This window comes from Streptococcus bouchesdurhonensis, from assembly GCF_948472335.1.
In genome coordinates, this window is sequence record NZ_CAOKTW010000006.1 from 178,020 (window position 1) to 197,798 (window position 19,779).

The window sequence follows — 19,779 nt, forward strand, 5'->3', positions numbered from 1 at the left end:
AGGAATTACATTCCAAGTGCAAAGTGACCAAGGGCAGAAAGAGTCAAAGCAAGTACGATAATAATACCGATAGCTTTAGTAGAGTTCATACCTTTCTTACCAAGCAACCAGAAGATAAAGGCAGTAAAGATTGCTGGAAGCAAACGTGGGAAGATTTGGTTCAAGATGTCTTGGAAATCAATCATCTTTTCACCGATTGGCAACTTGTAAGAAATTTCAAAGTTAATCACTGTTGCTACAAGAGCACCCATCATGAAGACACCAAGTACAGATGCAGCGTCAATCAAAGCTGTCAAGGTACTTTGCATGTTGTTGATAAGGTTAACCCCTTCTTTGTAAGCAAATTCCAACTGTTTCCAACGGAAGATGTCATACGCTACTGCAACTGCAATCCAAAGGAAGATCCCCCAAGGTTGGCCAGCGATAGCCATAGTTGCTGCGACTGACCCCATGATAGCAGGTACAAGTGAACCAAAGATTGTATCCCCAAGAGGAGCGAATGGTCCCATCAAACCTGTCTTGATACCGTTAACGGCGTCTTTTGAACCTACACCATCTTTTTCTTCCATGGCAAGGTCAAAACCAGCGATAATAGTATGGAAGAATGGTGAAGTATTGAAGAATTGAGTATGAACTTTCATCATTTCTTTCAATTCAGGAGTTCCATCCCCATACATTTTACGCAACTGAGGCAAGATCATGTAAAGGTAACCAGAAGCTTGCATACGTTCGTAGTTCCAACCTAATTGGAAAGTAAACAAGCTACGTTTGTTGATTTGATTAAAATCTTCTTTTGTTAGTTTGTAATTAGAATTCGTCATCTTCGATTTCCCCACTTTCTGATGGTGTAGAAGGTGCTGCTACAGCTACTTTTTGGCTATTTTTGAAGTGAAGCACTGCAAGGAAAATACCTACGATAGAGATACCAATCATAGACAATCCTTTGAAGTTGTTCACGAAACCAATTTTTTCAGCAACTTCAGCAGGAAGAGTACCTACGATACCAGCAACAGCGCCACCAAGACCTGTTACATATGAGTAAAGAACAGTCAACATAGCTGTCAAACCAAATCCCATAGCAAGGTAATGAAGGTTACGTTTAACTGGAAGGTAACGAAGCAAGATTGCAAATCCAAGACCTGGAAGCATACGTCCTGCGAGTGTCAAACCATCTGCAATCCATTGGTATTTTGTAACGAAGTCTACTACGCCTTGTACAAATTCACCACCAAAAGCAAGGGCAAAGAAGACTGGAAGGGCACGAGATAAAGCCCAAGGAATCGCACCAAGCAAGTAGTTGCGTTCAATACCTTTATAGTCAAAGCGTTCGATGGCAGCATCCACACGGTGAGCGAAGAAGGTAGTAGTCATACGACCAAGAACGTCGAAGTAAGTCAAGAGAGTTGCTACTGGTACAGCGATTGTAGTAATGGCAAGCGGTGCATCAATTCCTTGTGAAACAGAGAAGGCTGTCGCAAGAACCGCACCAGAAGTTGCGTCGATACGAGAAGCACCACCGAAGGTACCAACCCCAAGAACGAACAGTTGCAAGTTACCACCGATAAGCAAACCAGTAGTCACATCTCCCATGATTAAACCAGTAATGAAACCAGCAAATACAGGGGAACCTGCAGATGAAACGATCGTCAACTCATCACAGATTTGATAAGCTGAGTACAAAGTGAGAAGTAAAATTTGCCACCATTGTATCATAACAATGACCTCCTAAAAATTTTTTCCTATTTTAATAAGCTCAAAAAGTCTGAAATTGGATCATTTGGAACCATTTGAGCAGTAAGTTTAACACCTTTTTCTGCCAATTTGTGGAAATCTTCCACATCCTTGTCTACTACGTTGATAGAACGTGTGATAGGGCGAGTTTCTGGTGTTTGAGACATATTCCCAACATTAAGGGTTTCAAGTGGTACACCTGCTTCTACCAAACCAAGGAAGCGGTCTGGTTTACGAGCAACGATAAAGAGACGTTGGCTATCGTATTTACCAGCAAGAATATTGGCTGCCGCTTTCTCAATTGGCAAAATACTCAATTTTACACCTGGTGGTGTCGCAAGTTTCAAACCACTCTTTTCAACATCGTTGTTGACAACTTCGTCATCTACAACCATAATACGTGAAACATTTAGTTTTCCAGCCCAAAGATTGGCTACTTGTCCGTGGATCAAACGTCCATCGATACGGCATCCTACAATTGTCATAAGTTTTCCCCCTTTATGTGTTTTAGTGTAGGTTTACGAGTTAAATGAATCTCTTCTTTATATTGGCCCTCTGTTTCAAAGATGATGATGCGGTTGGCACCTTCCTTGAGATAGCTATGAGGGATATAAAGTGAGAGGGTTGGGCCGACGTTCCAAAAACGTCCTAGATTCTGCCCATTGACAAAGGCAACTCCCTTACCAAACTCAGACAAGTCTAGGTAAGTATCTTTTGGCTCTTGGACTGTAAAGTCATAAGCGTAAAAGGCTGGTTGTCCTTGAGTCCATCCTTTTGAAAAATCAATTTTCTTAGGATTGTCTAGTGGGAGTGGATAGTGTTTCCAGTTCAGTAAGAAATGCAAATCCTTACAAACCCCTGTCCGAATTCCCTTACGTTGCGTATCTGCTAAGAACTTGTGTCCATAGTTGACACGCCCCATATTTTCTATCAATATGTCAATCCTAGATAACGCTTTCTTTTCACCTTGATAAAAAATATCTTCCCCAATCTCTGTCTGATATTGGGTTTTAATCCACTGACCATCGACATACAGCTGGGCCCTATCTCGACCGTCAATGATACGAAGTCTTTCTTCTTCTGCATCCCAGTTTGTTTCTGTTCGATAGAGTAAGATAACCATAGCTTTGTCCCAGCTCCTCCATCTTTTTAGGATAGAGGCTTTCTACTGGACTTGACAAGCTATCCAAGGTTTCAAACAAGGAAACTTTTTCTACTATTGGAATAGCATCCAACTCCATACTCTCTTTGTAGAGTGGTTCTAACTGCGGATACTCTGGAAATGTGTTGCCATCATCTTCTTGACTGCAAGATATTTAGCAGTTGGATTTCCTTCTTCATCCAGAAGGGCATCGTAATCATAAGACGTAACTTGTGGCAAATCCAAAGTTCCTCGAGCTGAGCAACCATTCATGAAACCAAAGTTTGTACCACCGTGGAACATGTAAAGATTGATGGAGCCTTGTTCCAAAACTTCTCGAACTGCATCTGCCAATTCCTTAGGATCCCGTGTGATAATCGGTTCTTTCCAGCGATTGAACCAACCATCCCAGAACTCCATACACATGAGTGGCCATTTCTTACCATGCTCATCAAAGAATTCCTGCATCTGTGAAAAGTTGTAAGGTGCCTTAGAACCAAAGTTCCCTGTTACAAAGAGGTCATCTTCGATTAAGGTTCCCGCTTTCAGAGTAGCTCTCCAAGGACCATCTGATGTAAAGAGAGGACAGGTTACGCCACGCTCTTCCATCAGCTGTCGAATGGCTCTCAGGTAAGCCTTATCTTCTCCATAAGAACCATACTCATTTTCAACCTGCATCATGAGGATATTGCCACCATTGTCCAACAGATGTGGAACCAGTCGTGGCAAGAGCTGATCATAATAGCGACCGACAGCCTCAATATAGGCAGGATCTGAAGAACGAATCCTCATGTCTTTGGTTAAGAGCCAGGCTGGTAAACCACCGAATTCCCACTCCGCACAGATGAAGGGAGACGGACGAACGATAGCGTAGAGACCCAAGTCTTGCGCTGTCTGTAGAAATCGCTCCAAATCCAGAGCTCCTTCAAAATGAAACTCACCCTCACGAGGCTCGTGTAAATTCCAAGCCACATAAGTCTCTACCGTATTAAAACCAAGAGCCTTCAAGTTATAGAGCGAATGATACCAATCCTCTGGAGGAATCCTAAAATAATGAATGGCGCCAGATAAAATCTTGAACGGTTTCCCATCTAAATAGAAATCGTCTCGTATCTCAAATCGTGTCATAAAACTACCTTTTGATTGCAAAGTTTGCGCTTTCACTCGTTGTTATAGTAATTATAAACCAATCTGTTTGAATTGTCAATAGAAATTGTCGGAATATTTACTGTAATTTTACTATTATACACACGTTCAATTAGTTTCAAACATTTTCAGACCCATTTCAAACGCTCTTTACATTCGGAATAGAGAACCTAAAATAATTTTGTATAAAATACATTTATAAAATATGAGCAATGCCTATGTAACTTAATTTTTTAATCTGTTATCTAATTTTTTATTCAAAAGACTACTATTTTTTTCGCTTTTATGGTAAAATTTTCTATGGAGAAGGAAAATAGAGGTAAAAATATGGCAATTCCCAAATATCAATACATAAAAGACGAATTAAAAAATAAAATCATCTCTGGGCAGTTTAGCAGTGGAGATAAATTTTACACTGAAGCAGAACTCATTTCAATGTACGATGTCAGCTCTATCACAGTTGTTCGCGCCTTAAACGACCTTGCCAAAGATGGCTATATTGTCCGCCAACAAGGAAAAGGAACCTTCGTTTCACGTGCACGCAAACACAAGCTTGTAGAGTTTTCAGATATTGAACTCTTCAATGCTAAAGATGATAAGGTAACTGTTCTTTCAATTGAACGCGGAAACAAGCTTGTTTACTTGGAAAAATTGGGTCTACGCGGCGATCAATTCTACTACAAGATTGAACGTATCCGCGAATCAAACGGTGTCGTTTATATCTACCATACATCCTACATCCCAGAACAATATATCAACGCAAATTATCCAAACCTTGAATACTATAGTTCTATCTATAATCGTTTCAAGTTAGACTACCACATTCACATGAATGATGAACACTTTGAAGAAATCAACGAAATAGTCTTTCCAACTCCAGAACATGCGGCTTCAGTCCTCGGAGTCGATGAACAATTCCCTACTGTCCTACAAACTAAAATCACCAAACTCGAATCAACTGGCCAAGTTTTAGAATACAGTGAAACTTACAAACGATCGATTACTACAAGATTAAATTCATCTCATGTGACCGTGATCACTAAGAAGAAAGCCTGAGCCTGCTCGGGCTTTTTCTATGCTTATTATACCACACCAAAAAGGTAGCGCTTACCTATTTTTAGAAGATTCTATAATTTGTGGAATATTTTATAGAAATAGAACCAAAAATTATACTAGATATATATACGTATTTTTTCCGACTAATCTGAAATCTTAAGCTTAAATTTTATATTTTTTTATACTTATTATAGTTTTTTGTCATCTCCTCTTGACTCTCGTTAATATAAGAAATAAAATAAAGGCGTTGATTTATATAATCGCTATCAATATAACAATGCAATCAGGAGGTTTTGCAATGAAACATGAAAAACAACAGCGTTTTTCTATTCGTAAATACGCTGTAGGAGCAGCTTCTGTTCTAATTGGATTTGCCTTCCAAGCACAGACTGTTGCAGCCGATGGAGTTACTCCTACTACTACAGAAAACCAACCGACCATCCATACGGTTTCTGATTCCCCTCAATCATCCGAAAATCGGACTGAGGAAACACCTAAAGCAGAGCTTCAACCAGAAGCTCCAAAAACTGTAGAAACAGAAACTCCAGCTACTGATAAGGTAGCTAGTCTTCCAAAAACAGAAGAAAAACCACAAGAGGAAGTTAGTTCAACTCCTAGTGATAAAGCAGAGGTGGTAACTCCAACTTCTGCTGAAAAAGAAACTGCTAATAAAAAGGCAGAAGAAGCTAAAGAGATTGATTCTAAAGAGTCAAATACAGACAAGACTGACAAGGATAAACCAGCTGAAAAAGATGCTAAAAAAAATGAAGCGAAAGCAGAGGCTGACAAACCAGCAACAGAGGCAGGAAAGGAACGTGCTGCAACTGTAAGTGAAAAACTAGCGAAAAAGAAAATTGTTTCTATTGATGCTGGACGTAAATATTTCTCACCAGAACAGCTCAAGGAAATCATCGATAAAGCGAAACATTATGGCTACACTGATTTACACCTATTAGTCGGAAATGATGGACTTCGTTTCATGTTGGACGATATGAGCATCACAGCTAACGGCAAGACCTATGCCAGTGACGATGTCAAACGCGCCATTGAAAAAGGTACAAATGATTATTACAACGATCCAAACGGCAATCACTTAACAGAAAGTCAAATGACAGATCTGATTAACTATGCAAAAGATAAAGGTATCGGTCTCATTCCGACAGTAAATAGTCCTGGTCACATGGATGCGATTCTCAATGCCATGAAAGAATTGGGAATCCAAAACCCTAACTTTAGCTATTTTGGGAAGGAATCAGCCCGTACTGTCGATCTTGACAACGAACAAGCTGTCGCTTTTACAAAAGCCCTTATCGACAAGTATGCTGCTTATTTCGCGAAAAAAACTGAAATCTTCAACATCGGACTTGATGAATATGCCAATGATGCGACAGATGCTAAAGGTTGGAGTGTGCTTCAAGCTGATAAATACTATCCAAACGAAGGCTACCCTGTAAAAGGCTATGAAAAATTTATTGCCTACGCCAATGACCTCGCTCGTATTGTAAAATCGCACGGTCTCAAACCAATGGCCTTTAACGACGGTATCTACTACAATAGCGACACAAGCTTTGGTAGTTTTGACAAAGACATCATCGTTTCTATGTGGACTGGTGGTTGGGGAGGCTACGATGTCGCTTCTTCTAAACTACTAGCTGAAAAAGGTCACCAAATCCTTAATACCAATGATGCTTGGTACTACGTTCTTGGACGAAACGCTGATGACCAAGGTTGGTACAATCTCGATCAGGGGCTCAATGGTATTAAAAACACACCAATCACTTCTGTACCAAAAACAGAAGGAGCTGATGTCCCAATCATCGGTGGTATGGTAGCTGCTTGGGCCGATACCCCATCTGCACGTTATTCTCCATCTCGCCTCTTCAAACTCATGCGTCATTTTGCAAATGCCAACGCTGAATACTTCGCAGCCAACTATCAACCTGCAGAAAAAGCACTAGAAACTATTCCAAAAGACTCTAACCGTTATACTGCTGAAAGTTTTGCTGCTGTCAAAGAAGCTGAAAAAGCCATCCGTTCACTCGATAGCAACCTCAGCCGTGCTCAACAGGATACGATTGATCAAGCAATCGCAAGCCTTCAAGATGCTATTAAAAACTTGGCTTTAACTCCAGAAGCACAAAAAGAAGAGGATGCTAAACGCGAACTTGAAAAACTGAATAAGAATAAAGTCATTTCCATCGATGCAGGTCGCAAATACTTTACTCTGAACCAGCTCAAACGCATCGTAGACAAGGCCAGTGAGCTCGGATATTCTGATGTTCATCTCCTTCTAGGAAATGACGGACTTCGCTTTCTACTCGATGATATGACCATTACTGCCAACGGAAAAACCTATGCTAGTGATGACGTTAAAAAAGCTATTATCGAAGGAACTAAAGCTTACTACGACGATCCAAACGGTACTGCACTGACACAGGAAGAAGTGACAGAGCTTGCTAAATATGCTAAGGAAAAAGGTATTGGTCTGATTCCAGCTATCAATAGTCCAGGACATATGGATGCTATGCTGGTTGCCATGGAAAAACTTGGCATCGCGAATCCTCAAGCAAACTTTGATAAAGTTTCAAAAACCACGATGGACCTTGAAAATCAAGAAGCACTTAACTTTACCAAAGCCCTTATCGGTAAGTATATGGATTACTTTGCTGATAAATCAAAGATTTTCAACTTTGGTACTGACGAATACGCCAACGATGCGACTAGTGCCCAAGGCTGGTACTACCTCAAGTGGTATCAACTCTATGGCAAATTTGCCGAATATGCCAACACCCTCGCAGCTATGGCCAAAGAAAGAGGGCTTCAACCAATGGCCTTCAACGATGGCTTCTACTATGAAGACAAGGACGATGTTCAGTTTGACAAAGATGTCTTGATTTCTTACTGGTCTAAAGGCTGGTGGGGATACAACCTCGCATCACCTCAATACCTAGCAAGCAAGGGTTATAAGTTCTTGAATACCAACGGTGACTGGTATTATGTTATAGGCAATCACAAACAAGATGAAGCTTACCCTCTTTCAAAAGCAGTTGAAAATTCTGGTAAAGTTCCATTCAATCAACTAGCTTCTACCAAATATCCTGAAGTAGATCTTCCAACAGTCGGAAGTATGCTTTCAATCTGGGCAGATAGACCAAGCGCTGAATACAAGGAAGAGGAAATCTTTGAACTCATGACTGCCTTTGCAGACCACAACAAAGACTACTTCCGTGCTAATTATAATGCTCTCCGCGAAGAATTAGCTAAAATTCCTACAAACTTAGAAGGATATAGTAAAGAAAGTCTTGAGACCCTTGACGCAGCTAAAACAGCTCTAAATTACAACCTCAACCGTAATAAACAAGCTGAGCTTGACACACTTGTAGCCAACCTAAAAGCCGCTCTTCAAGGCCTCAAACCAGCTGCAACTCATTCAGGAAGCCTAGATGAAAATGAAGTGGCTGCCAATGTTGAAACCAGACCAGAACTCATCACAAGAACTGAAGAAATTCCATTTGAAGTTATCAAGAAAGAAAATCCTAACCTCCCAGCTGGTCAGGAAAATATTATCACAGCAGGAGTCAAAGGTGAACGAACTCATTACATCTCTGTACTCACTGAAAATGGAAAAACAACAGAAACAGTCCTTGATAGCCAGGTAACCAAAGAAGTTATAAACCAAGTGGTTGAAGTTGGCGCTCCTGTAACTCACAAGGGTGATGAAAGTGGTCTTGCACCAACTACTGAGGTAAAACCTAGACTGGATATCCAAGAAGAAGAAATTCCATTTACCACAGTGACTCGTGAAAATCCACTCTTACTCAAAGGAAAAACACAAGTCATTACTAAGGGTGTCAATGGACATCGTAGCAACTTCTACTCTGTGAGCACTTCTGCCGATGGTAAGGAAGTGAAAACACTCGTAAATAGTGTCGTAGCACAGGAAGCCGTTACTCAAATAGTCGAAGTCGGAACTATGGTAACACATGTAGGCGATGAAAACGGACAAGCCGCTATTGCTGAAGAAAAACCAAAACTAGAAATCCTAAGCCAACCAGCTCCATCAACTGCTCCTGCTGAGGAAAGCAAAGCTCTTCCTCAAGATCCAGCTCCTGTGGTAATAGAGAAAAAACTTCCTGAAACAGGAACTCACGATTCTGCAGGACTAGTAGTCGCAGGACTCATGGCCACACTAGCAGCCTATGGACTCACTAAAAGAAAAGAAGACTAAGTCTTTTCGATAAAAAATAAACAGCGAGATTGAAGCTCGCTGTTTATTTTTTAATTAATCACCTAGTCCAAGACGTTCAAAGATATCATCCACTCGTTTGGTGTAATAAACTGGGTTGAAGATTTCATCGATTTCTTCTTGTGTGAGACGTGATGTTACTTCTGAATCTGCCTCAAGAAGTGGTTTAAAGTCTACTTGGTTGTCCCAAGAGTAGGCTGTTTTTGGTTGCACCAAGTCATAGGCTTGCTCACGGGTCATGCCTTTTTCAATCAATGTCAACATAGCCCGTTGGCTAAAGATAAGACCAAAAGTCGAGTTCATGTTGCGGATCATATTTTCTGGGAAAACTGTCAAGTTCTTGACGATATTTCCAAAACGGTTGAGCATGTAGTCAATCAAAATGGTCGTATCTGGTGTAATGATACGCTCAGCTGATGAGTGGGAAATGTCACGTTCATGCCAGAGAGCGACATTCTCATAAGCCGTAATCATGTGACCACGGATAACACGCGCCAAACCTGTCATGTTTTCAGAACCGATTGGGTTGCGTTTGTGAGGCATTGCAGATGAACCTTTTTGCCCTTTAGCAAAGAATTCTTCCACTTCGCGTTGTTCAGATTTTTGCAAACCACGAATCTCAGTCGCCATACGTTCGATTGAAGTCGCAATGCTGGCAAGAACTGCAAAGTACTCAGCGTGAAGGTCACGAGGAAGGACTTGTGTAGAGATTTCTTGAGCACGGATACCAAGCTTGTTGCAGACATACTCCTCTACAAATGGTGGGATATTGGCAAAGTTCCCAACCGCACCAGAAATCTTACCAGCTTCTACACCAGCAGCCGCATGCTCGAAACGCTCGATATTGCGCTTCATTTCGCTGTACCAAGTCGCCAATTTAAGACCAAAGGTTGTCGGCTCAGCATGCACACCGTGGGTACGCCCCATCATGATGGTGAACTTGTGCTCCTTGGCCTTGTCAGCGATGATATTAGTGAAGTTTTCAAGGTCACGACGGATGATGTCGTTGGCCTGCTTGTAGAGGTAACCATAGGCCGTGTCCACCACGTCAGTAGAAGTCAAGCCATAGTGAACCCACTTGCGCTCTTCACCAAGAGTCTCAGAAACCGCACGCGTGAAAGCCACCACATCGTGGCGCGTCTCCTGCTCAATTTCCAAAATACGGTCGATGTCAAAGTCCGCCTTCTTGCGAATCAAAGCCACATCTTCCTTAGGGATTTCCCCCAACTCAGCCCATGCCTCGTCAGAGAGGATTTCCACCTCAAGCCAAGCACGGTATTTATTTTCTTCACTCCAAATATTCGCCATCTCAGGGCGAGAGTAACGGTTGATCATGTTGTTCATTTTTCCTTTCTTCTTAAGCTGTTGGGAATAAGCTATCTAGGTAAAGCAAGATTTCTACTCAAACTCCTCTTTTCCAATAAACACAGACGGGTAATGATCTAGTATATTCAAATCCGTATCCAGCGGTACATCATAGATAGCTAAATAATTTTCGGGGTATTGTGCAGCTAGTTCTTCATATTTAGCTTGTACCTTATCTTGGTCAGCACTGGCATACAAGACTTCGACAACTGCTCCAGTCTTATCCTTTTCAATAAATGTATTAACGATAATTTGTATCATGAACTTGTCCTAAAAATCAATCCCTTCCCCAAACTCTTCCACACTATCCGGTACATCACTAAACAAAGTCACATGTCCCATCTTACGATTATGCTTTGCTTCTATTTTACCATACATGTGGAGATGGGCGCTTGGATTTTCTGTGACATATTTTTTAGCGACCTCAACATGCTGGCCGAGAACGTTAAGCATGACGGCAGGCGCATGTAGTTTTATGGCTGGCAATGGTGCTCCGAGAACACCGAGAATATGGGTGTCAAACTGAGAGAAATCACAGGCTTCAATAGAGTAATGGCCTGAGTTGTGTGGTCGTGGAGCAATCTCATTGACAATGATGTCATCAGCTGTCGCAAACATTTCCACACAGAGAGTTCCAGACAAGTTGAGTTGTTCTGCGATTCGCACTGCCATAGCTTTAGCCTTGTCTGCTAGACTTTCAGAAATGCGGGCTGGTACGATGGTCTTAGACAGGATATTGTTGCGGTGGATATTTTCCTGAACTGGGAAAAACGTCACCTCCTTGCCATTTCCTGACACGATGACAGAAATCTCAAGGTCAAAGTTGACAAATTCTTCCAAGACGCAGTCTGCTGAGTCTGCTAGCGCATAGGCTGCTTCCAAGTCTGCTTCTGAACGAATAACCTTTTGTCCATGACCATCGTAGCCACCAGTCGCAGTCTTGAGGACATAGTTTTTCGACAAGTCGATATCTGCCAAGTCTAGGCTAGAAGTCACGACCTTGTAGGGTGCCACAGTGACTTGAGCCTTGTTTGACAAAAAGTCCTTTTCAAAAATACGATTTTGCGAAATGCGGAGCAGATCTGTTCCTTGAGGGAGTTGTCCATCCTTGATAACGACATCCAAACCGTCAGCGTCGACATTTTCAAACTCGTAAGTGAGGACATCGCAACGGTCTGCCAACTGACGGAGGGCGTCCACATCGTTATAAGGTGCCACAATGATTTCCGCCACGCGAGAGGCCGGGCAATCCGCCGCAGGATCCAGCGCGATAACCTTGTGCCCCATGTAGATAGCAGAAATGGCCATCATCTGACCCAGTTGACCGCCACCGATAATTCCGATTGTTTTAGATGAGCTCATTGGTAGACTCCTCTGCGATTTTTCCTTGTTCTTCTGCAAAATCTGCCAAAGCCGTCGCGATAGCTTGATCCTCTACTGAAAGAAGACGGAGGGCAAAGAGAGCTGCGTTAGTCGCTCCAGCTTCACCGATAGCCATGGTCGCAACAGGCACCCCACCCGGCATCTGAACGATAGAATAGAGTGAATCCACTCCACTAAGAGCACGAGACTTGACTGGCACACCAATGACTGGAAGGGTTGTTTTGGCAGCTACCATGCCTGGCAAATGCGCTGCGCCACCAGCACCTGCGATGATGACCTTGATGCCACGGCTACGAGCTTCTTCGGCATGTCTGAACATGAGGTCTGGTGTGCGGTGGGCAGAGACAACCTTCTTCTCGTAGGCTACACCGAAGCGGTCTAGGACTTCTGCTGTTTTTTGCATGGTTACCCAGTCGGATTTTGAGCCCATGATGATGGAAATAATTGGTTTAGTCATAATTTTTCCTTTTTTCTTCTTTTTTGATAATGGTCTTAGGTGGTGGGGACGGAAGCAAACCTTCGGTTTCATTCCTAAACTTTGAGCCTAAGGTCTCAAAGTTTCCCCCTGACCAGAACATTCACTGTTCTGGTCTTTTCACCACGACGACCATTATCGTGTTTGGCGACTACGGCGCGTTATTCTTATATCTTTACTTAATTGCCTTGCTTCCGATATCTGTTCGGTAGAAGAGTCCTTCTATTTTTTGTTGGGATAGTTCTTGGTAGATGCTGGCTTGGGCTTCTTTGACGGTGGCTGCTGTGGTAACGAGCATATAAACTCGTCCGCCGTTTGAGATCAGTGCTCTGCTATTTTCCGCAAACTTAGCCCCTGCATAGTAGGTGATGACATCGCCTTCTGTCTTGGCTGGCAACTCAACGCCCCTTTCATAGTCTAGCGGGTAGCCCTTGGATGCGACAACCACACCCAGAGTCACACCCTTGTCCGTCCACATGATATTTGGCTCCTTGCTATCCAGGATATCTGTGATATTTTGAGCAAAGTCAGAGGTCAAGCGAGGCAAGATAATCTGAGTTTCTGGATCTCCGAACCGAGCGTTGAACTCAATGACTTTGGGTCCATCAGCTGTCAGGATAAGCCCTGCGTAAAGAACTCCCAGATAAGGGCGACCTTCTTTAATCATCCCTTCTAGAACTGGCTTGACAATGGTGTCAACCGCTGTATCAACTACACTCTGTGGTAAGTGTGGAACTGGCGCATAGGCACCCATACCACCCGTGTTAGGCCCTTTGTCGCCATCGTAGGCACGTTTGTGGTCCTGAGCCGTTGGCATGATGTAGAACTTATCACCATTGACAAAGGCAAAGAGTGAAAATTCCTCTCCTTCAAGGAATTCCTCAATAACCACGCGCGCACCTGAGTCACCAAATTTATTGTCCAAAAGCATCTCATGAGCGGCTTCGACCGCTTGCTCAACCGTCTCAGCAACGACGACACCCTTCCCAAGCGCCAAGCCATCCGCCTTGACTACGATAGGCGCACCCTGCTTTTCGATATAGGCCTTTGCTTCCTCGAAATCTGAAAATGTGCCATAGGCTGCTGTCGAAACACCATATTTGACCATGATTTCCTTAGCAAAATCCTTGGACCACTCCAGCTCCGCTGCCAATCTTGTCGGACCAAAGGCTTTGAGACCAGCTGCATGGAAATCATCCACGATACCAGCCGCAAGGGCGTCATCTGGACCGATAAAGGTCCAAGCAATATCGTTGGCCTTTGCGAAGTCAATCAATTTAGAATGTTCGGAAATAGAGATATTTACCAATTCCAGACCATCCAGAGTCATACCGTCATTCCCAGGAGCTACAAATACTTTTTCAACGTCTTTTGACTCAAGCAACTTCTTAGCAATCGCATGTTCACGACCACCCGAACCGACAACTAACAGCTTCATCCCTCAACCTCTTTTGCGAATTATTTAATAATATTATACCACAAACGTTCGTTTTAATCTTGTTTCAATCCGCATTTTTACGCAAAAAAGGAAAGAAACTGTTTTCTTCCCTTTAACGTTCTTAATGTCTAAAATGTCTCACACCTGTAAAGACCATTGTCAAGCCATATTTGTCAGCAGCTTCGATAGACTCTTGGTCACGGACGGATCCACCCGGCTGGATGATAGCCCTGATCCCTGCTTTGGCGATTTCTTCCACATTATCCGCAAATGGGAAGAAGGCATCCGAAGCAAGAACAGCGCCGTCAAGACGGTCTTTAGCTTGCTCAATAGCGATGCGAACAGAAGCCACACGGTTAGTTTGACCCGGACCGACACCAAGTGTCATGTGGTCATTGGTTACGATGATACCGTTTGATTTGACGTACTTGATAGCTTTCCAAGCAAACTCAAGAGCAGTCGCTTCTGTCTCAGTTGGCTGGCGTTTGGTCACCACTTGCCAGTCAGCTGGGCTTTCTTTGACCACGTCTTGGTTTTGTACCAGAAGTCCACCGACAACACCTGTGTATTCTGCTTCCACTTCGCTAGCCTCTTGAGCATCAAATGGCAAGGCAAGGATACGCAAGTTTTTCTTTTTATTGGTCAAAATAGCTAGCGCTTCATCCGTATAACTTGGTGCGATGATGATTTCAAGGAAAACACCATGCATCTTCTCAGCTGTCGCAACATCCAACTCACGGTTGAGAACGACGATTCCACCGAAAATTGAGACTGGGTCAGACTCATAAGCATAGTCCCAAGCAGTCTCGATGTCGTCAGCTTGACCAATTCCACATGGATTCATATGTTTGAGAGCCACAACGGTTGGACGATCTTTGAAATCACGAATGATACGAATGGCAGCATCCGCATCACGGATATTGTTGAATGACAATTCTTTCCCGTTAAGCTGTTTAGCAGATGCAATCGAGTAGTCAGTCGGCAAGGCTTTTTGGTAGAAATCTGCATCCTGTTGAGGATTTTCCCCATAGCGCATGGCCTGCTTGAGGTCATAAGTCAAGGTCAGCTTTTCAGGTTTGCTTTCACCCACTTGAGTTGTGAAATACTCTGCAATCAAGGCATCATAAGCCGCTGTGTGACGGAAAACCTTGGCTGCCAAACGTTGGCGAGTTTCGTAAGTGGTTTCGCCGTTAACTGACAACTCGTCCAAAACCACTGTATAGTCAGCAGGGTCTACCACAACCGTCACACTGGCATGATTTTTTGCTGCTGAACGAAGCATAGATGGCCCACCGATGTCAATGTTTTCAACTGCATCAGCGTAAGTCACATCCGGTTTGAGGATTGTTTCCTTGAATGGATAAAGGTTGACCACAACAAGGTCGATGAACTCAATCTGATTGTCCTTAGCTGCTTCCAAGTGACTATCCAAGTCACGACGAGCCAAAAGTCCCCCGTGGATATTTGGGTGAAGGGTCTTGACACGACCATCCATCATTTCTGGGAACCCAGTCACATCATCAATCGCAATGGTATCTACCCCAGCATTATTAAGGGCAACCTTGGTCCCACCTGTTGAGATGATGTCCCAACCGAGTTTTTTAAGTTCTTGGGCAAATTCAACAATACCCACTTTGTCTGAGACGCTGATTAAGGCTTTTTTCGTCATTCTATTCCTCTTTCTTTAAGTCCAAGCGCATAGCGACTTCGTTATTTTCTTCTATAAATCCTGTTTCCTGAAAACCCAAACTAGTCAACAGGTGCTTCATTTTTTCATTTCCAACCACATAATCTGCAACAATATGACTGCAGACTCTATCCATCTGAGCCTCTTTGATTAGAACTTCCAAGGCTTTTCTACCATAACCTCTTCCTTGGTACTGCTGACCAATCATTATCCGCCAGATAAAGTATTCCGCTTCATCCTTGTCTATTTCCAGCAGGAGAAAGCCAACCACTTGCTTATCCCAATAGATTGCCCTCGGAAACACATCTTCATTTTCCCGGTAGAGCCATGCGTCAGCTAAAGAGCGTACATTTGGAGCCACAAAACGTGCTCGTTCATCAGCTTCAGATATTTTCAAATCCAGCACTGCCTGAAAACTGCTCTCATCTACTAATTTCATCTCAATCATTTTTTCTCCTTTTGAATAAATAGGGTTTTGAGGTGATTAAAGACTAATCTAACTCATATAAAAGGTAGTTATCAAAATTTATGATTCCTTTGAGGTAATCTCGGTCTGCTTTAGACAACTCAAATTCTGGAAAAGTCGCAATTAAACTGGACAAATAAAAATAATTCGGGTGCCTACGATAAGAAAAACCTGCTTGACCGAATTTCCCTTGACAAAAATCATAGGCAAGTTTCAATTCTTGACTTGTGACACCGTCTAAAATTTTATCTAACTCTGAAAGCTGACTTTTATCAGTATTTTCTATCATAGCTTTCACTGTATTTACTAAAACAAAAAGAAAATCATTAGTATTATCCAGTAGGATTGGTCTGTTAGATAACTTATTCTTTAACTCCATATAGTATTGGTCCATAATCATTTCTTCCTCTCCACTCCCAAACTATCCAACAATTCTGGATACAGTTTGTACTCTGTTTCGTGTATGCGAGTCTCGAAAGTATCTAGGGTATCCCCTTCAAGCCGTGGCACACGCACTTGTTTGATAACCTTTCCTGTATCCACACCTGAATCCACCCAATGAATGGTCACGCCGCTCTCAGCAACGCCAGCATTCCAAGCATCCTCAATCCCATGAGCTCCTGGAAATTCTGGCAGGTAGGCTGGATGAATGTTGACAATCCTGCCTTCATAAGCCGCCAATAAGGTTGGCCCAACGATTTTCATGTAGCCTGCTAGACAAACCAAGTCAATCTGGTGTTCTTCCAAGAGTTCGACAAGGGCCGCTTCGTAGTCTGCCTTGCTCTCAAACTCCTTGAGTTCAAAATCATAGGACAGAACGCCGAGCTTGTCTGCACGTTCGAGCACATAGGCGTCACGATGGTCTGAAAAGACAAACTCTACTGGAAATTGTTCCGCTATCACCTGAAAATTTGAGCCATTACCAGAGGCAAAAACCGCTATTTTTTTCATTTGATGATGACACTTTCGTTTTCTTTCTTGACGATGTGACCAATTTCATAGACTGGTTCATCCAGCAATTCCTTGACACGACCTACATTTTCAGGGCTGACTGCTAGCATAAGTCCCACACCCATATTGAAGATTTCAAACATTTCTTCATGTTTGATTTTACCATATTTTTCAAGAGCTTTGAAAATAGGAAGCACTGGAACTTTGCTTTCATCAATCTCAGCAGCTAGGTCATCTGCAAACATACGAGAGACATTTTCGATAAAGCCACCACCAGTGATGTGGGCAATGCCATTGACCAAGCCTTCCTTGATGAGTGGTAAGACAGCCTTGACATAGATACGAGTCGGTTCAAGAAGAACTTCCTTGAGTTGCTTGCCTTCCAATTCTGGCAAGATTTCCTCACCTGTGTAATCCGCAAAGACACGACGAACAAGAGAGTAACCATTGGAGTGAATCCCACTTGAAGCAAGTCCGAGAAGAATATCTCCTTCTGCCACCTTTGAACCGTCAATGATTTGAGATTTTTCAGCCACACCGACCGCAAAACCAGCCAAGTCATAGTCATCTTCGCCGTACATGCCAGGCATTTCAGCCGTTTCTCCACCAATGAGGGCAGCGCCTGCCTGCACACAACCTTCTGCCACACCAGCGACAACTTGTTCTAGCTTAGCTGGTTCATTCTTCCCTGTCGCTACGTAGTCAAGGAAATAGAGGGGTTCCGCACCCGCAGCGATGATATCATTGACACACATGGCCACACAGTCCTGACCGATAGTATCGTGCTTGTCGTATTTGATAGCCAACATGAGTTTGGTTCCGACACCATCAGTTCCTGAAATCAAGACAGGTTCTTTGACACCTGTTTTTGAAAGGTCAAACATACCACCAAAGCCTCCCAGAGCTCCCATGACACCTGCACGCTCCGTACGAGCCACGTGCTTTTTAATCCGTTCAACAACTTCATAACCCGCTTCAACATCCACACCAGATTGAGCGTACGCATTTTTATTTGCCATTTTATTTTTCCTTTTCTTTTTTGGGAAAGACTGCGACGTATTTTTAGATAAACAATTATTTTATCTAAAAATACTAGTCAGGTCTCTAGCTTTGGTCCCATAGGAGAAAGCGTCTACTGACAAATGCTTTAACTTTTAGTCAGTAGTGAGACGTGAAGCATAAGCATTCTTATTTGTCATTTTTATATTCCTTTTCTTTAATGGAGAATCTGTCATCTATTTGTAAAAACTGGTCTTTTCTTCCAAACTTCGACGATAGTCTTCTTCATAGTCGTAGAGAGGCGTTGGGTAATCACCGTCAAAGTAAGCGACACAGAGACCGCCATTTGGCGCATCCGTTTCAATACCAATTGAATCAATCAACCCTTCAACAGAAAGATAAGTCAGACTGTCCGCACCAATGATTTGGCGAGTTTCTTCAACAGTATGATTGGCCGCAATTAGCTCCTGACGGGTCTGGATATCAATCCCGTAGAAGCATGGATAAGCAAGCGCTGGACTACCAATGGCAACGTGAACCTCAGTCGCACCAGCTTCTTTCAAGAGCTGAACGATACGACGAGAGGTTGTTCCACGTACAATAGAGTCATCAATCATAACCACACGCTTGCCTTTGACAACACCAGAAACAGCAGATAGTTTCATCCGCACCCCTTGCTCCCGCAATTCTTGAGTCGGTTGGATAAAGGTCCGTTGGGTGTATTGGTTCTTGATAAGTCCCATTTCATTTGGCAAGCCTGATTCTTCCGCAAATCCCATAGCCGCGCTGAGGGAAGAATTGGGTACACCGACCACGATATCCGCCTCATGCTTGAATTCACGCGCCAATTGGGCACCCATACGTTTACGTGCCGTATGAACATTGACACCATGAATGTTAGAATCAGGGCGGGCAAAATAGATATACTCCATAGAACAGATTGCTAACTGAGTATCATCTGTATAGCTATCATACTGGATGCCCTTGTCATCAATGATCACAATCTCACCTGGCCTCAAATCACGAATCCATTCAGCACCAATAACCTCAAAAGCACAGGTTTCAGAGGAAACAACCACCGCTCCGTTAGCCATTTTCCCGATAGAAAGCGGACGGAAACCATTGGGGTCAAGAGCCGCAATCAACTTGTCCTCAAACAGCAAGATATAGGCAAAACCACCTTTGACAAGGCTGAGCGCTTCCTTGATTTTGCCCATCAGGCTAGGATTATGACTGCGACGAATGAGGTGAGCCAAGATTTCAGAGTCCGAAGTCGCACTGAAAATCGCGCCTCTTTGTTCCAGTTCTTTCTTGAGAGAGGCTGCATTGGTCAGATTTCCATTATGAGCCAACCCAAACTGCATATCGTGAAAACGGAAGAGGAAGGGCTGGATATTATCTACAGAAGCTTCGCCAGCAGTCGCGTAACGCACATGCCCAATCGCACCAGTTCCCGTCAATTTATCCAAATTAGCAGGATTTCTGAAGACTTCTGATAAAAGTCCCATGTCACGATGGCGCTTCAATTGCCCCTGATCATTGGAGAGGATTCCTGCCCCCTCTTGACCACGGTGCTGAAGACTATGGAGACCAAAATAGGTCAACTTAGCAGCATCTGGATGTCCCCAAATACCGAAAACACCACATTCTTCATTAAGAGATTTTACTTCGTATGTCATTTTTTATACCTAATTT

General features: G+C 43.1%; 15 protein-coding genes and 2 pseudogenes. 2 read left to right on the forward strand and 15 right to left on the reverse strand.

The window, feature by feature from the left end:
• Nucleotides 1-5 precede the first annotated feature (5 nt).
• The 4 genes and pseudogenes from QMQ21_RS11400 to QMQ21_RS11415 all read right to left on the reverse strand — a co-directional run bounded on the left by QMQ21_RS11400 (nt 6) and on the right by QMQ21_RS11415 (nt 4,000).
• Complete coding sequence (locus QMQ21_RS11400; protein WP_000185300.1) at nt 6-821, reverse strand: PTS system mannose/fructose/sorbose family transporter subunit IID; 816 nt, start codon at nt 819-821, stop codon at nt 6-8.
• On the reverse strand, nt 808-1,713 hold the full coding sequence (locus tag QMQ21_RS11405; protein ID WP_000617007.1) for a PTS mannose/fructose/sorbose/N-acetylgalactosamine transporter subunit IIC: 906 nt from the start codon (nt 1,711-1,713) through the stop codon (nt 808-810). Before QMQ21_RS11405 ends, QMQ21_RS11400 begins: the two co-directional genes overlap by 14 nt.
• Before the next feature lie 26 nt (nt 1,714-1,739).
• Nucleotides 1,740-2,216 (reverse strand): PTS sugar transporter subunit IIB, encoded by a 477-nt coding sequence (locus tag QMQ21_RS11410; RefSeq protein WP_000156972.1) that lies wholly within the window; start codon nt 2,214-2,216, stop codon nt 1,740-1,742.
• A pseudogene (locus QMQ21_RS11415) lies at nt 2,213-4,000 on the reverse strand (glycoside hydrolase family 35 protein). The gene QMQ21_RS11410 and the pseudogene QMQ21_RS11415 overlap by 4 nt, the downstream one beginning before the upstream one ends.
• Before the next feature lie 345 nt (nt 4,001-4,345).
• On the opposite strand from QMQ21_RS11415, the pseudogene QMQ21_RS11420 reads away from it, so the two are divergent.
• Together QMQ21_RS11420 and strH are read left to right on the forward strand one after the other, a co-directional pair.
• A pseudogene (locus QMQ21_RS11420) lies at nt 4,346-5,061 on the forward strand (GntR family transcriptional regulator).
• A 311-nt stretch (nt 5,062-5,372) separates the two neighbouring features.
• Complete coding sequence (gene strH / locus QMQ21_RS11425; RefSeq protein WP_261814470.1) at nt 5,373-9,302, forward strand: LPXTG-anchored beta-N-acetylhexosaminidase StrH; 3,930 nt, start codon at nt 5,373-5,375, stop codon at nt 9,300-9,302.
• A gap of 54 nt (nt 9,303-9,356) precedes the next feature.
• Here the strand turns inward: strH and purB are convergent, their stop codons facing one another.
• The 11 genes from purB to purF form a co-directional block, all read right to left on the reverse strand.
• A complete protein-coding gene (purB, locus tag QMQ21_RS11430; protein WP_000610749.1) occupies nt 9,357-10,655 on the reverse strand; it encodes an adenylosuccinate lyase in 1,299 nt (432 codons plus the stop codon).
• A gap of 63 nt (nt 10,656-10,718) precedes the next feature.
• Entirely contained in the window at nt 10,719-10,946 is a 228-nt protein-coding gene (locus tag QMQ21_RS11435) for a hypothetical protein (protein WP_023935448.1), read from the reverse strand.
• Nucleotides 10,947-10,955: 9 nt separating this feature from the next.
• Nucleotides 10,956-12,047 carry a 5-(carboxyamino)imidazole ribonucleotide synthase gene (gene purK / locus QMQ21_RS11440; RefSeq protein WP_166735744.1) on the reverse strand — a complete coding sequence of 364 codons (1,092 nt, stop codon included), beginning with the start codon at nt 12,045-12,047 and terminating at the stop codon, nt 10,956-10,958.
• Complete coding sequence (purE, locus tag QMQ21_RS11445; protein WP_023935452.1) at nt 12,034-12,525, reverse strand: 5-(carboxyamino)imidazole ribonucleotide mutase; 492 nt, start codon at nt 12,523-12,525, stop codon at nt 12,034-12,036. Before purE ends, purK begins: the two co-directional genes overlap by 14 nt.
• A gap of 193 nt (nt 12,526-12,718) precedes the next feature.
• Nucleotides 12,719-13,981: a phosphoribosylamine--glycine ligase gene (gene purD / locus QMQ21_RS11450; RefSeq protein ID WP_023935454.1), complete on the reverse strand. Its 1,263-nt coding sequence runs from the start codon at nt 13,979-13,981 to the stop codon at nt 12,719-12,721.
• Nucleotides 13,982-14,102: 121 nt separating this feature from the next.
• Nucleotides 14,103-15,650, reverse strand: coding sequence for a bifunctional phosphoribosylaminoimidazolecarboxamide formyltransferase/IMP cyclohydrolase (gene purH / locus QMQ21_RS11455; protein WP_000161907.1), 1,548 nt, complete (start codon nt 15,648-15,650; stop codon nt 14,103-14,105).
• Nucleotide 15,651: 1 nt separating this feature from the next.
• Nucleotides 15,652-16,116: a GNAT family N-acetyltransferase gene (locus QMQ21_RS11460; protein ID WP_023935456.1), complete on the reverse strand. Its 465-nt coding sequence runs from the start codon at nt 16,114-16,116 to the stop codon at nt 15,652-15,654.
• Nucleotides 16,117-16,159: 43 nt separating this feature from the next.
• A complete protein-coding gene (locus tag QMQ21_RS11465; protein ID WP_002224354.1) occupies nt 16,160-16,528 on the reverse strand; it encodes a hypothetical protein in 369 nt (122 codons plus the stop codon).
• A 2-nt stretch (nt 16,529-16,530) separates the two neighbouring features.
• Nucleotides 16,531-17,085 (reverse strand): phosphoribosylglycinamide formyltransferase, encoded by a 555-nt coding sequence (purN, locus tag QMQ21_RS11470; RefSeq protein ID WP_002256676.1) that lies wholly within the window; start codon nt 17,083-17,085, stop codon nt 16,531-16,533.
• Nucleotides 17,082-18,104, reverse strand: a complete 1,023-nt coding sequence (gene purM, locus QMQ21_RS11475) for a phosphoribosylformylglycinamidine cyclo-ligase (protein WP_023935458.1) — start codon at nt 18,102-18,104, stop codon at nt 17,082-17,084. Before purM ends, purN begins: the two co-directional genes overlap by 4 nt.
• A gap of 216 nt (nt 18,105-18,320) precedes the next feature.
• Nucleotides 18,321-19,763, reverse strand: a complete 1,443-nt coding sequence (purF, locus tag QMQ21_RS11480; RefSeq protein ID WP_000220653.1) for an amidophosphoribosyltransferase — start codon at nt 19,761-19,763, stop codon at nt 18,321-18,323.
• Between the last annotated feature and the right edge of the window lie 16 nt (nt 19,764-19,779).